This is a genomic window from Haloplanus salinarum (genome assembly GCF_009762275.1).
GTDB lineage: Archaea > Halobacteriota > Halobacteria > Halobacteriales > Haloferacaceae > Haloplanus > Haloplanus salinarum.
The window spans coordinates 2,521,365-2,544,044 of sequence record NZ_CP034345.1; the positions used below are offsets into that span (position 1 = coordinate 2,521,365).

Here is a 22,680-nt window from a genome sequence, read left to right on the forward strand (position 1 = left end):
GCCGGTCAGCCGACCTCCTCGACGGCGTACTTGCCGCCGAGGCCGACGATGGCGACGCCGAGCGCGACGGCGAAGGCCAGCACGAACCCCGACAGCGGCCCGATGCCGCCCGCGACCTGCTCGCGGACGAAGTTGGCCGCGAGCGCGCCGGTGACGAGCAACAGCGCGACGCCGCCGACGTTGGCGAGCCGGGAGTTCCGGTCGCTCACGGCGTCGGAGTTCAGGAGGTAGAGGACGACGGCGATGGCGAAGGGGGTGCCGACGGTGCCGACCGCGAGGACGAGCACGAGCTGGCCGATGACGGCGCCGCCGATGAACGCCCCCGGCGCCGAGAGGAGGGCGGCGGCGACGAGCAGCCAGCGGTAGCGGGCGTCGTCGATGGTGGTCCCCCAGCCGAGTTTGTCCGCGAGGAGGAACGGCGGGACGATGGTGTTGCCGCCGAGCGTCGAGACGGCGGCCCCCCAGAGACCGAGCAGGAACAGCCACTTGGCGTCGGCGCCGACCAGCGGCCCCAGCGCCTGTGCCGCCCCCACCGCCGTCGAGGGGTCCTCGGGCGTGAGGACGCTCGCGGCCACGAGGAAGATGGCGAGGCTGTAGACCCCGAAGGCGACGAGCATCGACGCGCCGACGTCGAAGGCGGCGGTCCCGTAGTCGTCGCGGGTCCAGCCGCGCGAGCGCATCGTGTACGACTGCATCGTGATGAGCGTGATGTGGACCGCGCCGCCGAGGATGCCGGCCGCGACGAGCGCGCCCCCGCTGGGGACGCTCGGCACCAGACCCCCCGCCGCCGCGCCGTAGTCGACGGGGACGACGAAGAGGCTGGCGACGAAGGCGACGACGACCAGCGAGACGAGGAGCTTCGCGGCTAGTTCGAGGAAGCGATACCCCCGCCCGGCCAGCCCGAGCGCGAGCACGAGCGCCCAGACGACGCCCCAGATCCGGGCGTCGACGCCCGTCACCGTCGCCGACACCGTCGCGACGGTCTTCATGATGACCAGTTGGGCGACGCCGGCCGCGAGCACCGCGTCGGCGACGAGGAGCCACGCCCAGGTCGTGCCGAGGTGGTCCTCGACGACGGCGACGATGCCCCGCTCGGTGAGGAGGCCGAGCCGCATCGACAGGTACTGGACGAGCGCGCCCGCGCCCGCCGAGAGGACGACCACCCAGAGGAGGCCGTAGCCGAAGAGCGCCCCCCCGGTCACCAGGCTGGCGATGGTCGCCGGCCCCGCGGCGATGGCTCCGGCGATCCACGACGGTCCCATCTCTCCGGCGTACCCTCGGATCCGTTCGGCCGGTCCGGCCGACTCCACGCCCGCGTTGTCCGTCATGCCACCCGGTCGACGCCTCGCCCGTATAGGTGTTACCACTCCGTGGTATCACCCGGGGCCGGCGGGGGGTTGATTACGACCCGGACCCACGTCCGGACATGAGCGACACGACGCCGGCGGCCTACGACGACCTGCTCGATCGGGTCGGCCGGATCGCGAACGTCTCGCACGCCTCCGACCTGCTCTCCTGGGACCAGCAGGTGATGATGCCCGACGAGGGGACGCCCGCCCGCTCCCGGCAGCTCTCGACGCTCTCGGCGGTCGAACACGACCTGCTCGTCGCCGACGAACTCGGCCGCCTGCTCGACGAACTCGAAACGGCGGATCTCACCCCCGAGCAACGGGCGGTCGTCCGCGAGGTGCGCCGCGAACAGGAACGCGCCGTCCGCGTCCCGACCGACCTCGTCGAACGCATCTCCGCGGCGTCCTCGGAGGCGCTGACCGCGTGGCGCGAGGCCCGGGAGGCGGACGACTTCGGGACCTTCGCGCCCCACCTGCGGGAGCTCCTCGACCTGAAGCAGCGGTACGCGGAGCACGTCGACCCGGACCGCGACCCCTACGCGGTGCTGTTCGAGGAGTACGAACCCTGCCTCCCCCTCGACCACGCCGAGGACGTACTGACGACGCTCCGCGAGGCGGTGGTACCCCTGGTCGACGACATCAGGGGGGCCGACGCCGACCTGGCGACCGACACCTTCGCCGGGACGTTCGACGCCGATCGTCAGGAGGCGCTCGTCCGGGACGCGCTCGACGACCTGGGCTACCCCTGGGAGCGGGGCCGTCTCGACGCCGCGCCGCATCCGTTCTCGACGGGGACGACCTACGACGCCCGGATCACCACCCGGTACGACGAGACCGATCCGATCGGCGCCCTCCTCTCGACGGTCCACGAGTTCGGCCACGCCACCTACACGCTCGGCCTGCCCGACGAGGCCCACGGGACGCCGCTCGGCGAGGCCCGCGACCTCTCGATCCACGAGTCACAGTCCCGGCTGTGGGAGAACCACGTCGGGCGCTCGCGAGCGTTCTGGGAGGGCTTTCTCCCCCGCGTCGTCGAGGCGTTCCCCGCCGTCGGCGACCCGAGCGTCCGCGAGGCCTACGAGGCGGTCAACGCCGTCGACCCCTCCAATCTCATTCGGGTCGAGGCCGACGAACTCACCTACCACCTGCATATCGTCCTGCGGTTCGAAATCGAGCGGGACCTCATCCGGGGCGACCTCGACGTGACGGAGGTGCCCGCCGTCTGGAACGAGAAGATGGAGTCGTACCTGGGCGTCCGGCCGGAGACGGACGCCGAGGGGTGTCTGCAGGACATCCACTGGTCCCACGGCAGTTTCGGCTACTTCCCCACCTACTCGTTGGGGAGCGTGATCGCCGCACAGCTGTTCGACGCCGCCGAGGCGGAGGTCGAGGGCCTCGACGACGCGATCCGGGCGGGCGAGTTCGACCCGCTCCACGACTGGTTGACCGATCGGATCCACCGCCACGGCAAGCGCTTCGAGACGAACGAACTCGTCTCCCGGGCGACCGGCGACGACGTGTCCGCCGACGCCTTCGTCGACTACGCGAGGGAGAAATACGGGTCGCTGTACGGGCTGTAGGTGTCAGCGTGTCACAATTACCCACACCAGTACGACTAAGTAATGGTATGGCGTACCATAGCGTGTATGGCAGCCGAACCCAGCGCACGCGACGACGAACTGTTCGACCAGTTCCTCGCGGACAACGGCCACGAGACCACCCCGGTACGCTGGGAACGATCCTATAACAAGCTGCAGTGCCCGGACTGTGGGGCGCTGCACGACGAGTCGGCCGCCGACTGTTCCGTCTGTGGCTGGGACCCCGCGGCCTGACGGGTCGGCGAGCCACGTCGTTTATCACGACTGGGGGCGTGTGAACGGATTATGAGCGACGACGCCACGGTCACCCGCCTCTTCGGGGGCCCCGGTAGCGGGAAGACGACCGCCCTCCTCGACCGCGTCGACGACCTGTTGGAGGACGACGACGTCGACGTTCGCGACGTGCTCGTGGTCTCCTACACCCGTGCCGCCGCCGCGGAGGTCCGCGAGCGACTCGCCGAACGGCTCGATACGTCGCCCCGGGCGCTCCAGGGCAACGTCTGTACGATGCACGCGAAGGCGTACGAACTGCTCGACCTCTCGCGGGGCGACGTGGTCGGCGAGAGCGACAAACAGGAGTTCTGCGAGGAGTACGGCGTCGAGTACGAGGACGAGTACGGCGGCGCCGGCCGCCGAACCGCCCGGTCGACGACGCTCGGCAACAAGATCATCGCGACGAGCCAGTGGCTCCAGCGCACCCGGCGCGACGTCGCCGACTGGTACGACGTGCCCTTCCAGTGGGACGTCGAGACGGTCCGTCTCCCCCCCGACGTCGACCCCAACGCCCAGGAGGGGAACAAGTACACGCCGACCTGGCCCGCCGACGACGAGCGCATCGACGTGCCGAAGGTGATCCGGGCGTGGCGCTCGTACAAGGGTGAACACGGGCTGGTCGGCTTCGCCGACATGCTGGAACGCGTCGCCGAACGCTCCCTGGTCCCGCACGTCGACTACCTCGTCATCGACGAGTTCCAGGACATCACCACGCTCCAGTACGAGGTGTACGAGGAGTGGAAACCGCACATGGAGGGGGTGTTGATCGCGGGCGACGACGACCAGGTCGTCTACGCGTGGCAGGGCGCCGACCCGAGCATCCTGCTCGACGCCGAGGTCGACGAGGACGTCGTCCTCCCCAACTCCTATCGGCTCCCCTCGCGCATCCTCAACGTCGTCAACCGCGAGATCCGTCACATCACGAAACGCCAGGAGAAGGACCTCAACCCCCGCAAGGAGGGCGGCGTCGTCGAGGGTATCGAGAGCCCCTCGATGTTCGAGGTGGTGCGGAACGTCCAGCACACCGTCGACACCACCGACGAGACGATCATGGTCCTGTTCCGGGCACGCTACCAGATGTTCCAGTTCATCGACGACTTCCTCCCCAAGGGCATCCCCTTCTCGGTCATGACCGACCAGCGGATGTGGACCGACCGCCTCACCCAGTACGTCCGCGCGGTCGAGAAGATCGACGCCGACGAGCCGATCACGGGACTGGAGGCGCGTCGCCTCGCCGACATGCTCCAGGACTCGGCGTTCGGCACCAACGACCGCGACGACTTCTACGACCACCTCGACGACCGGGAGGAGGCCGCCGACACCGACGACATCGCCGAGATCAGTATCGACCCCGACGTCGTGAGCGATCACGCGCCGTTCATGCCCGAACCCGCCGCTGCCGGCGACATGCTCCGCAAGGTGACGAGCTTCCAGCGGAAGGCCGTCGACGCCTACTTCGGCGGCGACTACGCGGGCATGGATCCGAGCCGCGTCCGCGTCGGCACCATCCACTCCGCGAAGGGTCGCGAGGCCGACCACGTGTTCGTCTGTACCGACCTCACGGAGAAGGTGGTCGAGCAGATGGCCGCGAGCGTCGACGATCCGACCGACGTCCCCGGCGTCGAGGAGTTCACCGCCCACACCAGCCCCGTGCCCCTCCTCACCGACAACGAGCGCCGCGTGTTCTACGTCGGGATGAGCCGTGCCCGCGAACGGCTCGTGTTGCTGGAGAACCTGATCGGCGGCGCCCCCACGCTCCCCATCAGCGTCCTCCTGCACGACGAACTCCGCGAGACGGACGCCGAGGAGATGCTGGACGAGGCCCAGGCGACGCCGGTGCCCGAACCGGAGCCCTGAGGCCGTGGTCGACGCCGCCGAGACGGAGCGTGCCCTCTCGACGGTCGCCGCCGGCCACCGCGCCGTGGCGACCCGCCTCGACGGAGCCACGGTAGTCGACGGTCGCCTCCGTGCCGACGGCGACCCCCTCACGGCCGAGCGGCTGGCGACCGCCGCCGAGGCCGCCGTCGCCGAGGCGGGCGGCGACGCCGACACACGGGTCCGTCCGAGCGGCGACCGGATCCGGCCGGGCGAACCGGTCGTCGTGGCGGTCCGTCCGGCGGTCCTCGGTGCCCCCCTCGCCCGCACCTTCGTCGTCGACGGCGGCGGCGGGTGGGACCGCCGTGCGGCCGTGGCCGTCGAGATGGCCCACGACGCCGTCTCCCGCGTCGCCGAACCCGGCCGCCCCGCCGGACGACTCGTCGACGAGGCGGTCGCGGAACTGGGGGCCTACGGGCTGACCCCGACGGAGGACCCCGTGGCCCGCACGGCCGCGGGCGACCCGATCGACCGATCGGACGAGACGCCGCTCGCCGCGGGGCAGGTGTTCGTCCTCGATCCGACGGCGGTCGACCCCGACCCCGCGGCCGACCGCGGCCGGATCCGGATCGGGGCGTTCTACGCCGTCACCGAGTCGGGCTGTCGGGTCCTCGGTGACCTCCCCACGTCGCTGTCGCCGGACGCGTACCGGTAGTCACTCCTCGTCGTCGTCCGGCTCCGTCACCGCGCCCCCGACCACGCGTTCGACGACTGCCGCCGGCAGGTCGGTGGGGGTAGTGAGCCGCTGGGGCAGGAGCACCATCAGCGCCGCGACGACGATCAGTCCGACGCCGAGCATCGGCCGCCCGGCGAGGGCCGTCTCGACCCCGAACACCCCCACCGGGACGGCGAAGATCACGGTCGCCACCAGCCCGAGCGTGTCGAGGATCCCGAGTCGCATCGCCGACGCTACGTGGTGGGGGGTGAAAAAACGGCCGCGACGGATGTCGTAACCACTTACCCCCGCGGCGGCCAAGGGGGAGTATGTTCACCGGTATCGTCGAGGGGACGGGCGACGTGATCGGCGTCGACGACGCCGACGGGGGCCGTCGCCTCCGGATCGGTCACGACTTCGACGGGCTCGCGGCGGGACAGTCGATCAGCGTCTCCGGCGTCTGTCTCACCGTCGAGGGCTACGGCGACGACTGGTTCGAAGTGTTCCTGGCGGCCGAGACGGTCGCGAAGACGTACCTCGGGGCGGTCGAGGTCGGCGACGCCGTCAACCTGGAGCGGGCGATGCCCGCCGACGGGCGCTTCGACGGCCACATCGTGCAGGGACACGTCGACGGCGTGGCGACGGTCGCGGCGGTCGAACGCGTCGGCGACGACTGGCGGTTCGAGTTCGACCTGCCCGCCGATTTGGGGCGGTACGTCGTCGACAAGGGCTCGATCGCGCTCGACGGGATCAGCCTCACCGTCGCCGATCGGGACGGCGACCGGATCGGCGTCGCGGTGATCCCCACGACCTACGACCTGACGACGCTCTCGTCGAAGGCGCCGGGCGATCCGGTCCACGTCGAGGTGGACGTGGTGGCGAAATACGTCGAGCGGCTGGTCGATTAGGGGTCGAACTCCGTCGGCTCGGACGCGAAGGCCGACTCCTCGGCCCGCTCGTCGTCGTGTACCGTGCGGTAGGTGCGGTTGTACCGTCGGATCTTCCGGAAGAGCACGAACCCGAAGACCCCGTCGTAGAGCAGGACGTAGAGCAGGAACGAGGGGAGTTGACCGAGACCGGTCGCGAAGCCGATCAGCCCCGTCCCGATGCCGACGGTGGTGTTGTAGGTGGCGTGGATGAGGGCGGCGACGATGAGGCCCTTGACGATGATCGGGCCGCGGTGTTCGCGGTTGAACTTCGCGAGGCCGAGGTAGTAGCCGGCGAAGGCGGAGTAGATGACGTGGCCGGGGCCGGCGAGCGCGCGGACGGCGGTGATGCCGCCGCCGACGCCGATGAGGCCGAGGCCGGCGGTGGCCGTCGGCGCGTCGAGACTCTGGGTGATGTAGAGGGCGTTCTCGATGGTGGCGAATCCGAGGCCGGCGACGGCCCCGTACACCGTGCCGTCGAGGACGGCCTCGAACCGGTCGTGGCCGTAGGCGTAGAGCCGGACCGCGAGGAGTTTCACCGTCTCCTCGACGGGCCCGACGACGAGATAGAAGAACAGCGCGGTGCCGAGGAAGCCGAACCCGGCGAACAGCCCCTGCGAGTAGGAGTTGAGCACGGCCGCGAAGTTCGCGGTCAACACGCCGAGCAGGAAGGTTGCGACGAGTACGGAGAGCGGTTCGCCGCTGGTCACGTCGGAGCGGCGGACGTAGAGCGCGAGCGCGAGCGCCGGGAGCGCCGAGAGGAGCGTCAGCGCACCGATCTGTGGATCGGTCAGCGCGCTCAGCCCCCCGATCCCGATCAGGATGAGGAGGGCGACGCCGACGACGAACAGCCGAGTCGACGCCACGAAGACGCGATAGATGCCCGACGCCACCCCGTCGAGCACCCCGCGCGGTTCCCACGTGGCGATGTCGTACAGGTCGACGTCGGCGCCGGCGCGCTCCTCGACCGGGTCCCGTCTACGCGACATACCTCCGACTCGGCGTCCAGCGTTTAATTTCTTGGCCCGGACCGCCGTCGGCACGTCGCGCGCGTTCCGAACCGGTTTTGTGTGCTCACCGTGAGGCGGCGTCCGGATGGACATCGCTCGCGACGACCTGCAGTTCTCCTCGCTCTACGTCACCCGGTTCGCCGCCAGTTTCGGCTACATGACGGTCTTGACGCTCCTCCCGGACTACATCGACGCGCTCGGGGCGACGGGGGTGACGGTCGGGCTGTTCATCACGGCCCTCGAACTCGCCCGGACGGCCGGCATCGTCCCGCTGGGGTGGGCGGGGGACCGGTACAGCAAGCGGGCCCTCCTCGTCGGGGCCCTCCTCGTGAGCGTCGTCGCGTACGTCCTGTTCGCCGGCGTGACGACGGTTCAGGGGTTCCTGATCGCGCGGGTGCTCCAGGGGTTCGGCCTCGCCGGCGCCGGGCTGTTGAGCCTCGCGCTCGTGGGCGAACTCGCCCCCGACGACGGCCGAGCCAACCGCATCGGCAGGTACAACGCCTTCCGGATGGCCGCCGGCATCGTGGGCACCCTCGGGGCCGGCGTGCTGTATACGCTCACGGGCTTTCGCGTCGTGTTCGGACTCCTGGCGACGCTCCTGTTCGTCGCCGCGGTGGCCGTTCGTCTGTTCGTCGAGGGCGACCGGACGCGAATCGGCGGGTTCGCGTTCACCGACTTCGCCCTGAACCGCCGCATCCTGACGCTCACGAGTTTCCGCGCCCAGTACGCCGTCGCCGTCTCGCTCGTCCGCCAGTGGGTGCCCATCTTCGTCGGCGTCTCCGCCGCCCAGGGCGGCCTCGCGTACGGGACGGTCGTGGTCGGGGCGGTCCTCGCCGTCGAGAAGTTCACGAACATGCTCTGTCAGCCGGTCGTCGGCCAGCTCTCGGACCGACGGGGGCGGGCCCTCTTTGTTTTCCTCGGCGGCGGCGCCTACGGACTGGTCGCGCTCGCCTTTCCCTTCGCCCCCGCCGTCGCCGGCCTCGTCGACCTCTCCGTCCCGACCGCGGGCCGGGTGACCGGCGCCGTGGTCGCCGCGCTGGTCCTGAACGGGCTGCTCGGGATCGCCGACGCCGTCCGGGAGCCGGCCAGCATGGCTCTCTTCGCCGACGAGGGGAAAGGCGAGGGCATCGCCAGCAGTTTCGGCGTCCGCTCGCTCGTCTGGAAGCCGGGGAGCGTCCTCGCGCCGCTCGCCGGGGGCTGGGTGATGGGCCGGTTCGGGATCGAGTGGGTCTTTTTCCTCGGCGGGTTCGCCGCCCTCGCCGGCGCCGCGACGTTTCTCGGCGTCCTCTCGCGGACCCACGGCTCGCGGGCCCTCCAGCAGTGGTGAGCCGCCGCCGTCTCCCGTCGAGAAGCTGCTTCGTTAATTGTCGATAACGAGACGGAGAAAAAATGAGTTATGAGGCTGGAGCGCAGTCGTGGACGTAGCTACCACGGGGCAACTATGTCTGGTACGTACGATCTGGTCATCGTCGGCGGCGGTATCAGCGGCGCATCGCTCCTCTACACCACCGCGAAGTTCACCGACATCGACTCGATCGCGTTGATCGAGAAGGAGTCGGAGATCGCGGCCATCAACTCACATCACACGAACAACTCCCAGACCCTCCACTTCGGCGACATCGAGACGAACTACACCTTAGAGAAGGCGGAGGAGGTAAAGGAGGGGGCGGAACTCCTCGCTGGCTACCTGGAGCACCACGACGCGGACCGCGAGATGCACGCAAAGCGGAGCAAGATGGTGCTCGCGGTCGGCGACGAGGAGGTGTCAAAGCTCGAACGACGCTACGACGAGGAGGGGTTCGGCGACCTCTTCCCCAAACTGCGGCCGATCGAGCGCGAGGAGATCGCGGAGATCGAACCCGCGGTCGTCGAGGGGCGGGATCCCGAGACCGAACTCCTGGCGCTCCAGACCCCCGACGGCTACGTCGTCGACTACGGCGAGACGGCGAAGTCCTTCGTCGACCGCGCGGACGACGAGCCACACGTCGACGTCTACACGGGGACCGCGGTCACGGACGTCACGCCGACGCTCGACGGCTACACGATCGAGACCGAGGACGGCCGCTTCGACTGTTCGGCGGCCGTCGTCGCCGCCGGCTGTCACAGCCTCCAGATCGCGAAGGAACTCGGCTACGGCCAGGACAAGGTGTTGCTCCCCGTCGCCGGGAGCTTCTTCCTCGCGGACGACCTCCTGAACGGGAAGGTATACACCCTGCAGATGAAGAAACTCCCCTTCGCGGCCGTCCACGGCGACGCCGACGTCCACGATTCGAGCATCACGCGCTTCGGGCCGACCGCGAAGCTCGTGCCCGCGCTCGAACGCGGCCGCCTCTCGACGGTGACCGACTTCCTCGACGTGTTCGGGCTGAACGCCGCCGCGGCGCTCAGCTACGCCAACATCCTCTCCGATCGGGTCCTCCTCCCCTACGTCTTGCGGAACCTCGTGTACGACCTCCCCGAGGTGGGGCGCCGGCAGTTCCTCCCGCACGTCCGGAAGGTCGTCCCGGACGTCGACCTCGACGACATCGAGCGCGCGAAGGGGTACGGGGGTGTCCGTCCACAGATCGTCGACACCTCGGCGAAGTCCCTCGACATGGGCGAGGCGAAGATCGTCGGCGACGACATCGTCTTCAACATCACGCCCTCGCCGGGCGCCTCGACGTGTCTGAAAAACGCCATGCGTGACACGCGGACGGTGCTCGACTTCCTCGACGCGGACTACGAGTTCGACGAGGCGGCGTTCCGCGCGGACACCATCGACAACTTCCCCCGCGGGACCGAGGGCGACGAGTCGACCGGCACCGACCCCGCCGGCGTCCCCGCCGCCGACGACTGATAGTGATTATCGTAAGTCATTGCCGGTGGTTCGCCGACCCGTCCCGGCGAACCACCGGTAAACAGTTACAATAAACACTATGACGACGCGCGGGCGCTCGCCGCGACGACCCGGACCGCCGAGTATTTGTCCCGCCGAGCGGCTAGTACGGCTATGTACGATCTCGTCGTGGTCGGCGTCGGGCCGGCGGGGGCACGCCTCGCCCGCCGGACCGCCGAGGCCGGGTACGACGTCCTCGCCCTCGAGAAGGGGACGGTAGGAACGCCGCTCGCCTGCTCCGGTCACGTCAGCACCGACATCTGGGACTACGTGCCCGAGGGGAGCGCGGCCGACCTCCGACAGAACCGCGTCTTCGGCGCTAACTTCCACCTCGGCGGCCCCGGGTCCCGCGCCTACCCCTTCTACAAGACCGACGAGGTGTCGAACGTGATCGACCGCGTGGCGCTTGATCGCACCCTCGCCGACGCCGCGCGGGCCGCCGGCGCCGACGTGCGCGAGGGCCACACCGTCACCGGCGTGACCGTCGCGGACGACCGCGCGACGGTGACCGCCCGGGCCGACGGGGGGACTGTCACGTTCGAGACGCGACTGGTCGCCGGCTGTGACGGTCCCGCCTCGCGGGTGCGCCGCGAGGCCGGCCTCCCGGAGCCGTCCGAGACGCTCCACGGCGTCCTCGCGTTCGACGAGACGCCGGACCACGGCGACTTCGTCGACGTCCACCTGACGGTGCCGCGCTTCTTCGCGTGGCGTATCCCTCGCGGCGACGCAGGCGTCGAGTACGGCCTCGCGGCGCCGCCCGGCGCCGACGTGACCGAGCGCTTCGAGCGCCTGACCGACGCCTACGGCGTCGAGACGGATCGCCGCTGCTCGGGGGGGATCCCCATCGGTCCGCCCGACACCGTCACGGGCGACCGGGTCTTCCTCGTCGGCGACGCCGCCGCCCAGACCAAACCCTTCACCGGCGGCGGCATCCTCTACGGCATGACGGCGGCGGACCGTGCCGCCGAGACGATCGATCCCGACGACCCCACGACGCTCGCGGCCTACGAGCGAGCGTGGCGGGCCGAACTCGGCCGCGAGATCCGACTCGGGGGGCTGATCCGCCGGGCGTACTCCCTGCCCGATCCGGTCCAGCGGCTCGGACTCGGGGCGCTCGACGGCGAAATCGGGGTCCACATGGATCGGCCGACCTCCTTCTTCTCGGCGGCACACCTCCGCGCGCTCGCGGGCGGTCTCCTCCCCTGGCGGGGGGACGACGATCCGACGCGGACGGACGCGGGTCAGTCGGAGTAACGGGGCAGGCGGGCCGAGCGACCGCTCCCCTCGACGAAGGGGAGGGCCGTCACCGTCACGTCGACGGTCTCGCTGTCGACGGATACTGCGAGGTCGGGGCCGTCCTCGAGGGTTCCGCTGTCGACGTACGCGAGCGCGACCGGGCGATCGAGCGACGGACTCGTGGCGCCGCGGGTCACCGCACCGACGTCGTCGCCGCCCGCCACGACCGTCGCGCCCGCGTCGGGGACGGTATCGAGGGTGAGGCCGACCAGTCGCTCGCTGGGCCGCCCCTGGTTCTCGACGCGGGAGACGACCTCCTGGCCGACGTAACATCCCTTGTCGAAGTCGAGCGCGTTGCGCACGCCGGCGACGTTCGGCACGCGGCCGACGAGTTCGGTGTCGAAACGCGGCGTCCCCGCCTCGAGGGTCAACGTGTTCCAGGTCCGGTGGCCGACCGGCGTCGTCGGCGTGCCGCGGGTGAGGAGGGCGTCGAGGACGTCCTCGGCGTCGTCAGCGGCACAGACGACCTCGTAGCCCGTCTCGCCGGTCTGCTCGTCCGTCGCGACGACGGTCACGCCGGTGCCGGCGAGGGAGCCGCGGACGAACGTCAGGGGCGTCTCGGGGACGCTCGCCCCCGCCAGGAGGGTGGCGACCGTCTCGGTCGCCGACGGGCCGTGGACGCCGAAGACGGCGAACTCGTCGGTGGCGTCGCGGACCGACACGTCCTGGATGAACACCTTGTCGCTCCAGTCCTCGGCGAGGGGCGTCGCACGCTCCGCCGGGGTGAAACAGAGCAGGCGCTCGTCGGCGCTGTAGACGTAACAGTCGGTCTCGATGCCGCCTTGGGGGTCGAGCAGGAGCGCGTAACAGCCCTCGCCGTCGGCCGCGGGGACGCGGTTCGAGACGGTGTTGTCGACGAAGTCGACGGCGTCGGCTCCCTCGACGACGACGACGCCGTAGTCCATCTCGATGACGCCGACCCCGTTGCGGACCGCGAGGTGGGTGCGCTCGGGACGGCCGTAGTGGGCGACGACGGTTCGCCCGTCGCGCGTCTCGAACTCGGCGCCGTAGTCGGCGTGGAGACCCCGTGTCATCGACGACCCGTAGGCGGGCAGGGGGAAAAAGCGCCGCGGTCGGGGGTGCGTCGGGACTGGCCGGTGGCGACGGCGAGGGCGTGGACGGCGGCCGGGGGTTCAGAGTCCCAGCCGGTCGCGGACGGCGTCGAGCAGGCTTTCGTCCTCCGCGGGCGCCTCCCTCGGGTCGGGGACGACGCGGTCGTCCGGGAGCACGACCGTCCGGCCGTCGTTCGATTCGACGACGATGAGCGAGTCCGACTTCAGCTCCGCGAGGGCGTCTTCGAGCGTGTCGATGTCGACTTCGACGGCCGCACGGAGTTCGAAGACGGTCATGCCGTCCTCGCCGCGGTCGACCAGCGCGTCGAGGACCGCCACCTCGACGTCCGCGCGGTCCCGGAACTCCCGTTTGGCCTTCATGAGCGGTGGTAACGGCCGCGGTCGGTTTACCAGTACCGACCGCCGGGCTCACCCGTCGGACGGGCGTCTGACGGAGGCTTTTGGTGGTGCCCCCGCTATCCGTGCCCAATGGGACTCAGGTGCCTACTGGGACACGAATACGCGAACCGCGAGGTGGAGCGTGAGCGGGAGGAGCGCGGCGACGAGGTGGTCGTGACGTACCGGACCGTCGAGACCTGTGAGCGGTGTGGGGAACGCCGGATCGTCAGCGAGAACAAGGAGGTCCGCCCCGTGCGGGACCCGACCGAGGAGGGCGTGACGACGGGACTCGGCGGCGGCGTGACGCCCGATCTGGACGCCGACGACGCCGAGGCGGAGGCGACGACGGACGCGGAGACGCCGGCCACCGGGGGGAAGCCGGCGGACGACGGCGCCGAGGTGGATCCGGACTCGGGGTCGGAGCCGGCCGTCGAGGCCGACGTCGATCCGGTGTCCGCCCACGAGTCGGAGACCGCCGAGGCCGACCCGTCGCCCGCCCACGACCCGGCGACCGCCGAGGCCGATACCGATCCGTCGCCCAGCGCGGAGGAGGACGACGCGGTTATCCTCGACGACGACGGACCGAGTGTCGACCGGGAGCCCGGGGAGTGGCCCGGTGCCGACGACACCACCGCCGACACCGCCGACGACGCGGAGGAGACGGCGGCCGTCCCGGAGGCCGACGACGGCACGACCGTGGTCGAAGGCGAGGGGTGGCCCGACCCCGAGGGCGAGGACGAGGGATTCGACGCGGCGCCCGGCGACGCGGCGCCGGACGACGTCGCTCTCGACGAGGAGGTGGGGCCCGCCGTCGGGGACGGCACCGCCGCGAACGGGACGACCGAGGCGGCCGGCGGCGCCGCGGGCAAGCAGTTCGTCGCCGCCCAGGAGGTCGAACCCGTCGGCGACGACCGAACGACGGCGGCGGAGACGGAGTTCTTCTGTCCCAACTGTGGTCACGCCCGGGGTGCGGGCGGGTCGTCGATGCGCGCCGGCGACATCTGTCCCGAGTGTCACCAGGGCTACATCGCCGAGCGCGAGCGGTGACGGTCGTCGGGAGGACGAAACTGGTAAACCGTCGCCTTCCGAATCGGACGGCATGAAGGAGTACAAGATGCGTCGCGGGGAAACTCTGGACGAGAACGCGCCGGATCTGAAAGGGACGGTCGAGGAGTACTTCGGCTCGGTCACGGGAACCGAGGAGTACGAAGGGAACGACCTCTTCGTGGTCGGCGAGCCCGACAACCCCGTGTTCGAGCGCATCGTCGCCGGTGCGGCGGAGTACAGCGGCAAGAAGGACAAGCTCGCGGTCCACTTCGAGGAGAAGCCGGCCGCACAGGTCATCGAGGAGGGTCACGCCGACGCCGCCGAGGACGCGGTGAACGCGAAAAACGACTTCCTGCTCGAGGTGACGGGGCGGGACGCCAAATCCCGCCGCGACTCGATGAAACGCTCCGTCGAGGACGACCCCGACGACGTCCCGAACGCCTAGAGCGCCTCCGGAATCCAGCCGCCGTCCACCTCCACGTTCTCGCCGCTCACGTAGTCGCTGTCGGCATCGAGGAAGAAAAAGAGCACCTGCCGCAGGTCGGCGAAGGAGGCCCACCGGCCGCGCGGCGCCTCGTCGGGGAACTCGTCGGAGTTCTCGACGACGTACGGCGAGATGCAGTTGACGGTGATGCCGTCCTCGGTGGTGTCGTTGGCGAGCATCCGCGTGAACATGATGACGCCCGTCTTCGCGACGAGGTAGGGGAAGTTCTTCGGGTAGACCAGCGCCCGCTCGGTGCCCGCGTAGCCGACGTTGACGATGCGGCCGAACTCGGCCTCGCGCATCGCCGGGAGCGCCCGTTTCGAACAGAGGTAGGTGCCGTTGAGGTTCGTCTCCAGCACCCGGTTCCACGTCTCGAAGTCGATGTCCTCCCAGTGGCGGGGCGCGAAGTCGCCGACGTTGTTGACGAGGACGTCGACGGTGCCGAGGTCCGTCTCGACGGCGTCGAACATCGCGTCGACGTCGTCGGGGTCGGTCACGTCGCCCTGTACCGTCGTCGCGCGACCGCTCTCCTCCCTGGCCACCGCGGCCGTCGCCCGCGCCGCCTCGGCGCTCGTGTGGTAGTGGACCGCCACCGCCGCCCCCGCCTCGGCCATCGAGAGGGCCAGTTCGCGGCCGACGCCCTTCGCGCTACCCGTCACCAGTGCGACCCGGTCGGAGAGGTCGGTCGTGAGCATACCCGTGGATGGACGGGGACGCGCAAAGAGATGCGGGTCGGCCCGGTCAGATGGCCTCGACCAGTCCCGAGGCCACCGACCGCGCCTTCTCGGCGGCGTCCGCGGAGACCAGCCCGGCGTCGACGGCGGCGTCGAGTTCGTCGTCGTCGACTCGGCGAACCTCGCCGTCCGGTCCTTTCACCACGTCGACGTGGAGGTCGACGTAGCGGACGGCGTCGGGGAAACACTCGACGGGGGTACAGACGTTGACGTACGTCCCCTTGCGCTCCCCGTCCGCGTCGCGGTAGACGGTCGGATACCACCACCGCCCCTCGCGGACCTTCGTGGTCGCCACGTCGCCGGCCTCACGGTCGACGCCGAGGGCGTCGTAGGTGCCGCCGGCGGTCATCTCGCGGCGGAGCGTGAGCGTGCCGTCGGGGTCGCGGTCCGTCACCGCGGCCCGACCGAGGACGATCAGCCGGCCGTCGGGCTTGCCGTGTTCGAGGCGGACGTCGTCGCCGGCGACGGGGCCGAAGGTGTCGGTGACGGCCTCGAAGGGGAACTCCTCGCCCGCCGGTCCCGCGTCGTCGTCCGACAGCGCCTCCACGAGGTCGACCGCGCGGCTCGCGTCCGACGAGGCCGCCTTGACGCGGTGGTGGCCGGTCATGGTCGTCGTCACCGCCCGCCGGTCCGAATCGAGGGCGAAGCGCGCCTCGCGGCCGAACCACACCCACGTCGTCGCCGCGGGTGCGGCCAGCCGACGGACCGGTTCGACCGGGTCGTCCACGGGGAGCGCCTCGGCCCGCTCGACCGCCCGCGAGAGCGCCGCCTCCAGCCGTCCCATGTCGGCGTCGGTCGCCGCGTCGCTCCACCGAAGCCCCCAGCCGTCGGGCGGTTCGATCCCCAGCAGATCCGTCATGCCGGCGAGTTCACGCCCGGCCGCCTCGTCGCGGGTGTCGACGGTCACGCCCGACTCGCCGTGGACGAGCGTCGCCGGTCCCGCCCGCACCCGCAGGTCGGTGTCGAGGACGGGCCGGCGATCGATCCACGGCGCCGCCGGCTCCGCGACGCGGACGCGGCGGTGGTCCCCGACTGCGACGTGGTCGGCGGCGTTCCCGAAGGGGAGAAAGCCCTCCGCGTCGCCGAGGTCACACACGGCACCGCTCCCCAGCGTCTCGGTCACGCGGGCGTCGAAGACGGCCTCCTTCGGGGCCGCGGCGGGCCACGCGAAAGTGTCGCGGGTCGCGTCCAGGTGCTCGACCGCCGTCGCCACCGCGTCGGGGTCTCCCGTCGCCTCGACGCCCTGCCGGTCCCGGGTCGTCCCGACGTGGACGTCGTGGGGGGCCGTCCCGAACGACGCGTCGAACCGGTCGCGGATGGGGTCGGAGGCGTCGACGACGGCGTGATCGGCGTCGAGAAAACGGCGGGTGAGCGCCGTCGTGTAGATGCCACGGATGCGGACGTTCATGCGCGACGCGGTCGGCGGCCGGCCGGCGGCCGGGCGGGGAGTTCGACGTACATCACACCGGCGCTTGGAGCCGTGGGGTTTTGACTGCGACGGAGACGCCTTACCGCCGCCGTCCCGCCGCCACGAGGCACGCCACGACCCACGTGAGGAGCGCGGGGCCGACGCCGAACCCGGCGCCGTCGCCGGTCGTCTCGGCTCGGTTCGCCCGCTCGGTTGCTCCGGCGGTCCCGCCCGTGGCGCCGGCCGGGGTCGCCGTGGGTGTCGACGTCGGTGTCGCCGCTCCCGCCCCAGCCGAGTCGGGCGTCGGGGTTCCGGCTGGCGCCGCCGTTGCCGTGGGTGCCGTCCCGACTTCGACGGTCCGTTCGTCGTTCGCCTCGGGTATCTCGGCATGGAGCGTGTAGCGGCCGGCGTCGAGGGCGGTTGCGTCGACGGCGGTCCGCCACCGGCCGGAGGCGTTCACCGTGGCGTCGGCGGCGGCGACGGTTCGACTCCCGTCTCGGAGGTCGAGGAGGACGACCGTCCCGTTCTCGCGGTTCGAGGTCCCCGATACGACGAGTCCCCCGTCACGTTCGCGCACCGCCGCGATGCCGACTCGGGGGTCGGCCGCGGTGACGTTCAGTGCGACGAGCCGGTCGTCGACGCCGGCGCCACCGTAGGCGTCGCGGAGGATGGCAATCGCCTCGCGTCGTGTCTCGGAGCCGGAGAGTTCCGCCTCGACGGCCGTCGTCGCATCGCCGTCGGCGCCGAACGTGCCGTCGCGGCCGGCCGTCACGACCAGGAGCCGGTAGGTGCCGGTCTCGTCGAATGCGGTGTAGTCGACGTCGAACCCGTCGTCGTCGTCGACGGACACGTCCCGGGAGTCGACCGCGCCGCGTGGTCCGACGACGTGGAGGCGGACGGTCTCGGCCGGCCCGGGTGCCCGGCCCGTGATCCGTACGTCGTCGTCGGTGCCGGTGGCGGCGTACGACCGCGAGGCCGACGCCGACGGCGACGGATCGACCGTCCGGACGGTCGTGGTGCCGCGGTCGTCGACGTCCTCGACCGTCGATTCGGACAGACGGGTGGTCGATCCCAGGCGGTCGTCGCCGGGGTCGGGGAGTGCGACGATCCGGTACCGTCCCGGGACGGTCAGGACCGAACGGGTGTCGAGGTCGACGGTCCACGAGCCGTCGTTGCGGACGCGTGCCTCCGCGAGTTCGTCGTCGTCCTCGTACAGCGGGGCGTACTCGCCGCCGACGGCGGCGTACAGCTTCACATCGTCGGCGCCGCGGGCCGTCCCCGAGACGGTCACCGTCTCGCCGACCGCCAGTGTCGACCGTGCGGGCGTCACCGAGACGTCACGGTCGGCCACCGTGAGCGGCACCGTCGCCTCGTCGTCGGCCGTGGCGTCGCGTGCCACCGCGACGTCGTGGTCGCCCTCGGCGAGTCGGTCCGTCCCGATTTTCACCCGAGCGAAGCCGTCCTCGTCGAGGGAAACGACGGCGTAGATGACGTTGGCCGCGTCGTCGGCGTCGACGAACACCAGTCCTTCGGCCCCGCCGAAGACGGCGTTCGCGGTGGGGACCGTCACCGACTGGCCGTCGCGCAGGGCGTCGCCCGACAGTCGGACGTACCGGGTCGCGCCCGGCGCGCCGCTCACCGTCGCTACCGTCGACTCGCCGTGGACGACGCGCGTCCGACTCAGCGAGACGGTGCGGGCTTCGGGACGAATTCGCACCGTCGTCGATCCGTTTACGTGATCGAGGTCGGTAGCGCCCTCGACCCTGATCGTGTAGGTGCCGGTCGAGAGCTCCGAGACGTCCATGGTGACCGTCCCGTCGTCGCTCGCGACCGTCGGATCGTCGACGAGTTCGCCGGTGAGGTTCAGCCCGTCACCGTCTTCGACGGTCACCCTCGCCTCGTCCGCCGCCGCGAAGTCGAACGTCGGATCGACCGTGAGCGTCCCGACGCTCCGTGGCACGGACGACCCGGACACCTCGGTGCCGGACGCGGTGTCGCCGACGTAGAGTTCGACGGCCGTCACGTTCGGGCGATCGACCGAGAAGGCGCGGGGGCCGCCGGCCGCGAACGCGTAGGTGCCGGCGGTGAACCCGTTGCCCAGGGACACGTCGGCGGTGGCGGCGTCGTCGACGGTCGCGACCCCACCCTCGGCGTCGCCACCGACGCCGTAGAACCGGTCGTCCTCGCCCGCCCGCGCCGCGCCGTCGAGTCCCGTCAGGTCCACGTCCTCTTCCCCAAGGTAGAGCGTCGAGCCCGCGGTCGTGACGCTCCGGTCGCTGTCCGTCGCGGTGGCGGTGACGGTGCCGACCGTCCCGCTGGCGTCGGTGGTCCCGTCGCCGTCGGCGTCGACCGTCGCCGTCACCTCGTGGTCCCCCGTGCGACCGACGGCGACGCCGTCGACGGACACGGAGACGGATACCGTCTCCGTGGCGATTCCGCCGTCGTCGTCCCACGAGACGACGACCGCGTTCGTCCCCGCGTCGACCGTCGCCGTCACGCCGGTCGCGTTCGGCGTCGTCGCCGACGCCGTCGTCGTCGCCCCCGAGAGATCGAGCGCCGCCGGCGCGCTCACGGTGACGTTCGCGCCCGTCGTTCCGTCGCCGGTGTTCACCCCGGTCGCGTTCACGGAGAGGTCGACCGTCGTGGTTGCGCCGGTAGAGACGGCCGTCGGCGAGACGTTCGCCTCCCCGAATCCGACCCCCGCGCCCGCTGCCGGGACCGCCACGAGCACCAGGGCGGTGAGTCCGACGACCGGGAGCGTCCCGCGACGGTCGATCATCGGCGGCACCCGACGGCGAGCAGTATCGAAAGCACCGCGATGAGCGCCCCGAAGCCGGGCGCGCTCCCGGACGTCGATGGCGTATCCGTTCGCGCGGCGGTCGGGCTTCGGGCCGTCGACGCCACGCCGTCGGGTGTCGCCGTCGGGGTCGTCGTCGCCGTCGCCGTCGCCGTCGCCGTCCGGTTCGTCGCCGCCGTGGCGTCCGGGTCGTCGACGGCCAACAGGAGCGTCGGGAAGCCGGTCGTCCGGGCCTCGTAGACGATGGTGTCGTCGGTAGCGTTCGCTGCCGTCTCGTTCGTCGCCGTCCCGTTCACCCGCGTCGTCCGCAAGGGCACCCAGTCGCTTCCGTTCTCGCTCCCGCCCTCACCCTCGCCCGCGCGATAGAGCGTGACCGTCTCCGGATCGGCCCCGTCGAGACGGCTCCGGTTCACGGCTACCCGGAGCCTCAGGTGGTCGACGTCGTTCGCGAAGATGCCGTTCCCGGAGAGACGCATCGACTCCAAGGCGCGGGTGCCGTTCGGCGCCGTGTGGTTCCCGCCGTAGCGCAGTCGGAGTTCGAACGTCGGGTTCACGGTCGCGAGCGTGACGTTCGCCGCGCGCACGTCTGCGGTCACGTTCTCGCGGGCGGGGAGGGCGAACCCCACCTCGTTCGCGCGGCCGACGTTCGACGCCCGCAACTGGACGCTCCCGTCGGCGAGGCGCTCGGCCGTCGTCCCGCGTTCTCCGTCGAGTGCCTCCCGGTCGATCCGCCCGCGGATCTCGGTCTCGTAGGCCTCCGGGTGGAGGACGCGAACGAGGTCGAGGATGGCGTCGACGATCCGTGGCGCCGGCTGGCTGATCTCGTTCGCGTCGAGGACGACCGCGTTGCCCTCCCGGTAGGCCGTCGTGCCTTCGTAGACCCCGCCGGGACCCGACGGTACCGTCGCGCGGTCGTACTCGTCGCTGTTCAGGACGAACCACGCGGGATCGGTCTCGACGACGACCTCGGGGCTGACGTCGAAAAAGCCGGACGTGAGGCCGTCCGCGTTCGCCCCGGCGTTCTCGGCCGCGATGTTGTTCCCGCCGGCGGTTTCGATCACCTCGTGGACGAACGTATCCTCGCCGGCGGTGAATCCGAAGAAGGTGTAGAAGACGTCGGGGCGTTCCACGTCGTCGACCGCCCCCTCGACGACGTCGAGTTGCCGTTCCATCTCGTCGGCGCGGGAGTCGGCACGTTCGCAGGCACCCACCAGATCACCAGTCAAACGCGTCTTCTCGACGATGTCGTCCAAGTCCTCGGCCGCCTCGAACTGGTACACGGTCAGTCCCCCGTTTCGGAGCTGTGACACGACCGAGTCGTCGATGGTGTTCGGCGCGAGAACGAGGTCGGGATCCAGGGCGAGGGTCTGCTCGACCGTCGCGTCGCTGTTGCCGGTTCCGATCGACGCCTTCTCGTCCGCGCCGGGGAGGTAGTCGGCGTACGTCGAGACGCCGACCACTGCGTCCCAGGCGTCGATTTCGTACATCGTCTGGGCGGCGCTGGGGTTCAGCGTCACCACCGTCTCGGGGTCGGCGGACACCGTCACGTCCGTCCCCGTCGCGTCCGTCCGCGTCAGGGGGAACTCGCACTCGTCGGCGGCTGCTGCGGTCCCGACGCCCGCCGGACCGAGTCCCGCGAGGACGACGAGCGCGGCGAGCACACAGCCTCGCGCGTTCATATCCCTTTCCAACGGGTCAACCCTCATTTATCCACCGAAAGTTCGGTTGTTCTCAGCGACGGGCTTTCGGCCGCCGCGCCCGTCACCCTCGTATGGCTTCGACGTTCGACGCCGACCCCCCGACCCGAGTGCGGCGCGTGTTCGAGCGCCACGCGGCGACCGGCCTCCACCACGGCGCGCAGTTGGCGGTGTACGACGGGACGGAACTCGTCCTCGACCTGGCGACCGGGACGGTCGGTCCCGACGGCCCGGAGACGACGCCGGACCGCCGGCACGTCCTCTTCTCGTGCACGAAACCGTACGCCGGGATCTGTCTCCACCACCTCGTCGAGCGCGGCCGCCTGGCCTACGACGACCCCGTTCGCGACCATTGGCCGGGGTTCGCGGACCCCGGCACGGAGAAGGCGACGGCGACGGTTCGGCACGTCCTCAGCCACCAAGCCGGCCTGCCGTACGGTCCCCTCGACGACGACCCGGATCGGTGGACCGACTGGGCGGACGCCGTCGCGGCGATGGAGGCCCTCGACACCCGATTCCGTCCGGGGTCGACCGCCGCGTACCACGCGCTCACCTACGGCTTCCTCGTGGGCGAACTCGTCAGACGTGTCGGCGGCCAGCCGGTCGACGCCTACGCCCGCGAACACGTCTTCGAACCGCTGAGCATGGTCGACACCTCGATCGGTCTGCCGGACGGCGACCCCGACGACGTCGCGACGCTCGCCGGCTTCGAACCGGGCGAGCGCTGCCGGGACGTCGGCGTGGGACTGGAGGGCAGCGCTGCCGAGGCCGCGGCGCTGTTCAACCGCGAGTCGATCCGCCGGGCGGTCGTCCCGGCGGCGACCGGCGTGGGCACCGCCCGCGACATGGCGCGCTTCTACGCCTGCCTCGTCAACGGCGGTACCCTCGACGGGACGCGACTGCTGTCGACCGACACCGTCGAGACGGCGACGAGCGTCCACGCCGACGTCGAGACGGACGGGACGATGGGGGTACCGCGGCGGTACGCGCTCGGCTTCGAGCGGGCCGGGACCGCGTGGGACAAGTACGGCACGCTCGCGCCGGGGACGACGTTCGGCCACGGCGGCCTGGGCAGTATCGTCGGCTGGGGTGACCCCGACTCGGGGGTGGCGATGGCCTACGTCACGAACGGCATCCGCGACGAGGTCGAACACGGCCAGCGGGCGAACGCGATGGCCGACGCGGTGCGCCGGGCGTTCGCCTGA

The 22,680-nt window shown here is 71.0% G+C and carries 20 protein-coding genes; 11 read left to right on the plus strand and 9 right to left on the minus strand.

The features are described 5' to 3' along the window. Positions 1 to 5: 5 nt before the first annotated feature. Positions 6 to 1,328: a divalent metal cation transporter gene (locus tag EI982_RS14310; RefSeq protein ID WP_157690333.1), complete on the minus strand. Its 1,323-nt coding sequence runs from the start codon at positions 1,326 to 1,328 to the stop codon at positions 6 to 8. A gap of 98 nt (positions 1,329 to 1,426) precedes the next feature. Between EI982_RS14310 and EI982_RS14315 the strand changes: the two genes are divergently transcribed. The 4 genes from EI982_RS14315 (at position 1,427) to EI982_RS14330 (ending at position 5,750) form a co-directional block, all read left to right on the plus strand. Next, positions 1,427 to 2,929, plus strand: a complete 1,503-nt coding sequence (locus tag EI982_RS14315; RefSeq protein ID WP_157690334.1) for a carboxypeptidase M32 — start codon at positions 1,427 to 1,429, stop codon at positions 2,927 to 2,929. Between the two features lie 66 nt (positions 2,930 to 2,995). Then, the gene (locus EI982_RS14320) at positions 2,996 to 3,181 is read left to right on the plus strand and encodes an HVO_0416 family zinc finger protein (RefSeq protein ID WP_199243647.1); all 186 of its coding nucleotides are present in this window, start codon (positions 2,996 to 2,998) and stop codon (positions 3,179 to 3,181) included. Between the two features lie 51 nt (positions 3,182 to 3,232). Beyond that, positions 3,233 to 5,077, plus strand: a complete 1,845-nt coding sequence (locus tag EI982_RS14325) for a UvrD-helicase domain-containing protein (RefSeq protein WP_157690336.1) — start codon at positions 3,233 to 3,235, stop codon at positions 5,075 to 5,077. Between the two features lie 4 nt (positions 5,078 to 5,081). Further along, a complete protein-coding gene (locus tag EI982_RS14330) occupies positions 5,082 to 5,750 on the plus strand; it encodes a M24 family metallopeptidase (RefSeq protein ID WP_157690337.1) in 669 nt (222 codons plus the stop codon). Here the strand turns inward: EI982_RS14330 and EI982_RS14335 are convergent, their stop codons facing one another. Beyond that, positions 5,751 to 5,996: a DUF7533 family protein gene (locus EI982_RS14335; protein WP_157690338.1), complete on the minus strand. Its 246-nt coding sequence runs from the start codon at positions 5,994 to 5,996 to the stop codon at positions 5,751 to 5,753. 83 nt (positions 5,997 to 6,079) lie between these two features. On the opposite strand from EI982_RS14335, the gene EI982_RS14340 reads away from it, so the two are divergent. Beyond that, entirely contained in the window at positions 6,080 to 6,658 is a 579-nt protein-coding gene (locus tag EI982_RS14340; RefSeq protein ID WP_157690339.1) for a riboflavin synthase, read from the plus strand. Here EI982_RS14340 and EI982_RS14345 read toward each other — a convergent pair. Beyond that, positions 6,655 to 7,665, minus strand: a complete 1,011-nt coding sequence (locus EI982_RS14345; protein WP_157690340.1) for a PrsW family intramembrane metalloprotease — start codon at positions 7,663 to 7,665, stop codon at positions 6,655 to 6,657. The genes EI982_RS14340 and EI982_RS14345 overlap by 4 nt on opposite strands. 112 nt (positions 7,666 to 7,777) lie before the next feature. On the opposite strand from EI982_RS14345, the gene EI982_RS14350 reads away from it, so the two are divergent. The 3 genes from EI982_RS14350 to EI982_RS14360 all read left to right on the plus strand — a co-directional run bounded on the left by EI982_RS14350 (position 7,778) and on the right by EI982_RS14360 (position 11,815). Further along, positions 7,778 to 9,013 (plus strand): MFS transporter, encoded by a 1,236-nt coding sequence (locus EI982_RS14350; RefSeq protein WP_157691240.1) that lies wholly within the window; start codon positions 7,778 to 7,780, stop codon positions 9,011 to 9,013. Positions 9,014 to 9,127: 114 nt separating this feature from the next. After that, entirely contained in the window at positions 9,128 to 10,522 is a 1,395-nt protein-coding gene (locus EI982_RS14355; RefSeq protein WP_157690341.1) for an FAD-dependent oxidoreductase, read from the plus strand. Positions 10,523 to 10,675: 153 nt separating this feature from the next. Further along, a complete protein-coding gene (locus EI982_RS14360; RefSeq protein WP_157690342.1) occupies positions 10,676 to 11,815 on the plus strand; it encodes a geranylgeranyl reductase family protein in 1,140 nt (379 codons plus the stop codon). On the opposite strand, the gene ygfZ is transcribed toward EI982_RS14360, so the two are convergent. Both ygfZ and EI982_RS14370 read right to left on the minus strand, forming a co-directional pair. Continuing rightward, a complete protein-coding gene (gene ygfZ, locus EI982_RS14365) occupies positions 11,803 to 12,891 on the minus strand; it encodes a CAF17-like 4Fe-4S cluster assembly/insertion protein YgfZ (protein WP_157690343.1) in 1,089 nt (362 codons plus the stop codon). The two genes, EI982_RS14360 and ygfZ, sit on opposite strands and share 13 nt — an antisense overlap. A gap of 99 nt (positions 12,892 to 12,990) precedes the next feature. Continuing rightward, entirely contained in the window at positions 12,991 to 13,290 is a 300-nt protein-coding gene (locus EI982_RS14370) for a DUF6432 family protein (protein ID WP_157690344.1), read from the minus strand. Between the two features lie 108 nt (positions 13,291 to 13,398). Here EI982_RS14370 and EI982_RS14375 point away from each other — a divergent pair, with 108 nt between their 5' ends. Beyond that, the gene (locus EI982_RS14375; protein WP_157690345.1) at positions 13,399 to 14,355 is read left to right on the plus strand and encodes a DUF7093 family protein; all 957 of its coding nucleotides are present in this window, start codon (positions 13,399 to 13,401) and stop codon (positions 14,353 to 14,355) included. Between the two features lie 52 nt (positions 14,356 to 14,407). Continuing rightward, the gene (locus EI982_RS14380) at positions 14,408 to 14,800 is read left to right on the plus strand and encodes a DUF5611 family protein (protein ID WP_157690346.1); all 393 of its coding nucleotides are present in this window, start codon (positions 14,408 to 14,410) and stop codon (positions 14,798 to 14,800) included. Here the strand turns inward: EI982_RS14380 and EI982_RS14385 are convergent. The 4 genes from EI982_RS14385 to EI982_RS14400 form a co-directional block, all read right to left on the minus strand. Beyond that, positions 14,797 to 15,534, minus strand: a complete 738-nt coding sequence (locus tag EI982_RS14385; RefSeq protein ID WP_157690347.1) for an SDR family NAD(P)-dependent oxidoreductase — start codon at positions 15,532 to 15,534, stop codon at positions 14,797 to 14,799. The two genes, EI982_RS14380 and EI982_RS14385, sit on opposite strands and share 4 nt — an antisense overlap. 46 nt (positions 15,535 to 15,580) lie before the next feature. Continuing rightward, positions 15,581 to 16,981 (minus strand): ribonuclease FAU-1 family protein, encoded by a 1,401-nt coding sequence (locus EI982_RS14390; protein WP_157690348.1) that lies wholly within the window; start codon positions 16,979 to 16,981, stop codon positions 15,581 to 15,583. Between the two features lie 100 nt (positions 16,982 to 17,081). Further along, positions 17,082 to 19,760 carry a hypothetical protein gene (locus EI982_RS14395; protein WP_157690349.1) on the minus strand — a complete coding sequence of 893 codons (2,679 nt, stop codon included), beginning with the start codon at positions 19,758 to 19,760 and terminating at the stop codon, positions 17,082 to 17,084. Further along, positions 19,757 to 21,457: a PGF-CTERM-anchored ABC transporter substrate-binding protein gene (locus EI982_RS14400; protein WP_199243648.1), complete on the minus strand. Its 1,701-nt coding sequence runs from the start codon at positions 21,455 to 21,457 to the stop codon at positions 19,757 to 19,759. The genes EI982_RS14395 and EI982_RS14400 overlap by 4 nt, the downstream gene beginning before the upstream one ends. A gap of 92 nt (positions 21,458 to 21,549) precedes the next feature. Between EI982_RS14400 and EI982_RS14405 the strand changes: the two genes are divergently transcribed. Further along, a complete protein-coding gene (locus EI982_RS14405; RefSeq protein ID WP_157690351.1) occupies positions 21,550 to 22,680 on the plus strand; it encodes a serine hydrolase domain-containing protein in 1,131 nt (376 codons plus the stop codon).

What these genes read in the sequence shown, in the direction of transcription:
- EI982_RS14385 (WP_157690347.1), bottom strand. Translation starts at nt 15,534, where the DNA reads ATGCTCACGACCGACCTCTCCGACCGGGTCGCACTGGTGACGGGTAGC.
- ygfZ (WP_157690343.1), bottom strand. Translation starts at nt 12,891, where the DNA reads ATGACACGGGGTCTCCACGCCGACTACGGCGCCGAGTTCGAGACGCGC.
- EI982_RS14335 (WP_157690338.1), bottom strand. Translation starts at nt 5,996, where the DNA reads ATGCGACTCGGGATCCTCGACACGCTCGGGCTGGTGGCGACCGTGATC.
- EI982_RS14320 (WP_199243647.1), top strand. Translation starts at nt 2,996, where the DNA reads ATGGCAGCCGAACCCAGCGCACGCGACGACGAACTGTTCGACCAGTTC.
- EI982_RS14380 (WP_157690346.1), top strand. Translation starts at nt 14,408, where the DNA reads ATGAAGGAGTACAAGATGCGTCGCGGGGAAACTCTGGACGAGAACGCG.
- EI982_RS14360 (WP_157690342.1), top strand. Translation starts at nt 10,676, where the DNA reads ATGTACGATCTCGTCGTGGTCGGCGTCGGGCCGGCGGGGGCACGCCTC.
- EI982_RS14405 (WP_157690351.1), top strand. Translation starts at nt 21,550, where the DNA reads ATGGCTTCGACGTTCGACGCCGACCCCCCGACCCGAGTGCGGCGCGTG.
- EI982_RS14310 (WP_157690333.1), bottom strand. Translation starts at nt 1,328, where the DNA reads ATGACGGACAACGCGGGCGTGGAGTCGGCCGGACCGGCCGAACGGATC.
- EI982_RS14345 (WP_157690340.1), bottom strand. Translation starts at nt 7,665, where the DNA reads ATGTCGCGTAGACGGGACCCGGTCGAGGAGCGCGCCGGCGCCGACGTC.
- EI982_RS14340 (WP_157690339.1), top strand. Translation starts at nt 6,080, where the DNA reads ATGTTCACCGGTATCGTCGAGGGGACGGGCGACGTGATCGGCGTCGAC.
- EI982_RS14325 (WP_157690336.1), top strand. Translation starts at nt 3,233, where the DNA reads ATGAGCGACGACGCCACGGTCACCCGCCTCTTCGGGGGCCCCGGTAGC.
- EI982_RS14390 (WP_157690348.1), bottom strand. Translation starts at nt 16,981, where the DNA reads ATGAACGTCCGCATCCGTGGCATCTACACGACGGCGCTCACCCGCCGT.
- EI982_RS14400 (WP_199243648.1), bottom strand. Translation starts at nt 21,457, where the DNA reads ATGAACGCGCGAGGCTGTGTGCTCGCCGCGCTCGTCGTCCTCGCGGGA.
- EI982_RS14370 (WP_157690344.1), bottom strand. Translation starts at nt 13,290, where the DNA reads ATGAAGGCCAAACGGGAGTTCCGGGACCGCGCGGACGTCGAGGTGGCG.
- EI982_RS14375 (WP_157690345.1), top strand. Translation starts at nt 13,399, where the DNA reads ATGGGACTCAGGTGCCTACTGGGACACGAATACGCGAACCGCGAGGTG.
- EI982_RS14355 (WP_157690341.1), top strand. Translation starts at nt 9,128, where the DNA reads ATGTCTGGTACGTACGATCTGGTCATCGTCGGCGGCGGTATCAGCGGC.
- EI982_RS14395 (WP_157690349.1), bottom strand. Translation starts at nt 19,760, where the DNA reads ATGATCGACCGTCGCGGGACGCTCCCGGTCGTCGGACTCACCGCCCTG.
- EI982_RS14315 (WP_157690334.1), top strand. Translation starts at nt 1,427, where the DNA reads ATGAGCGACACGACGCCGGCGGCCTACGACGACCTGCTCGATCGGGTC.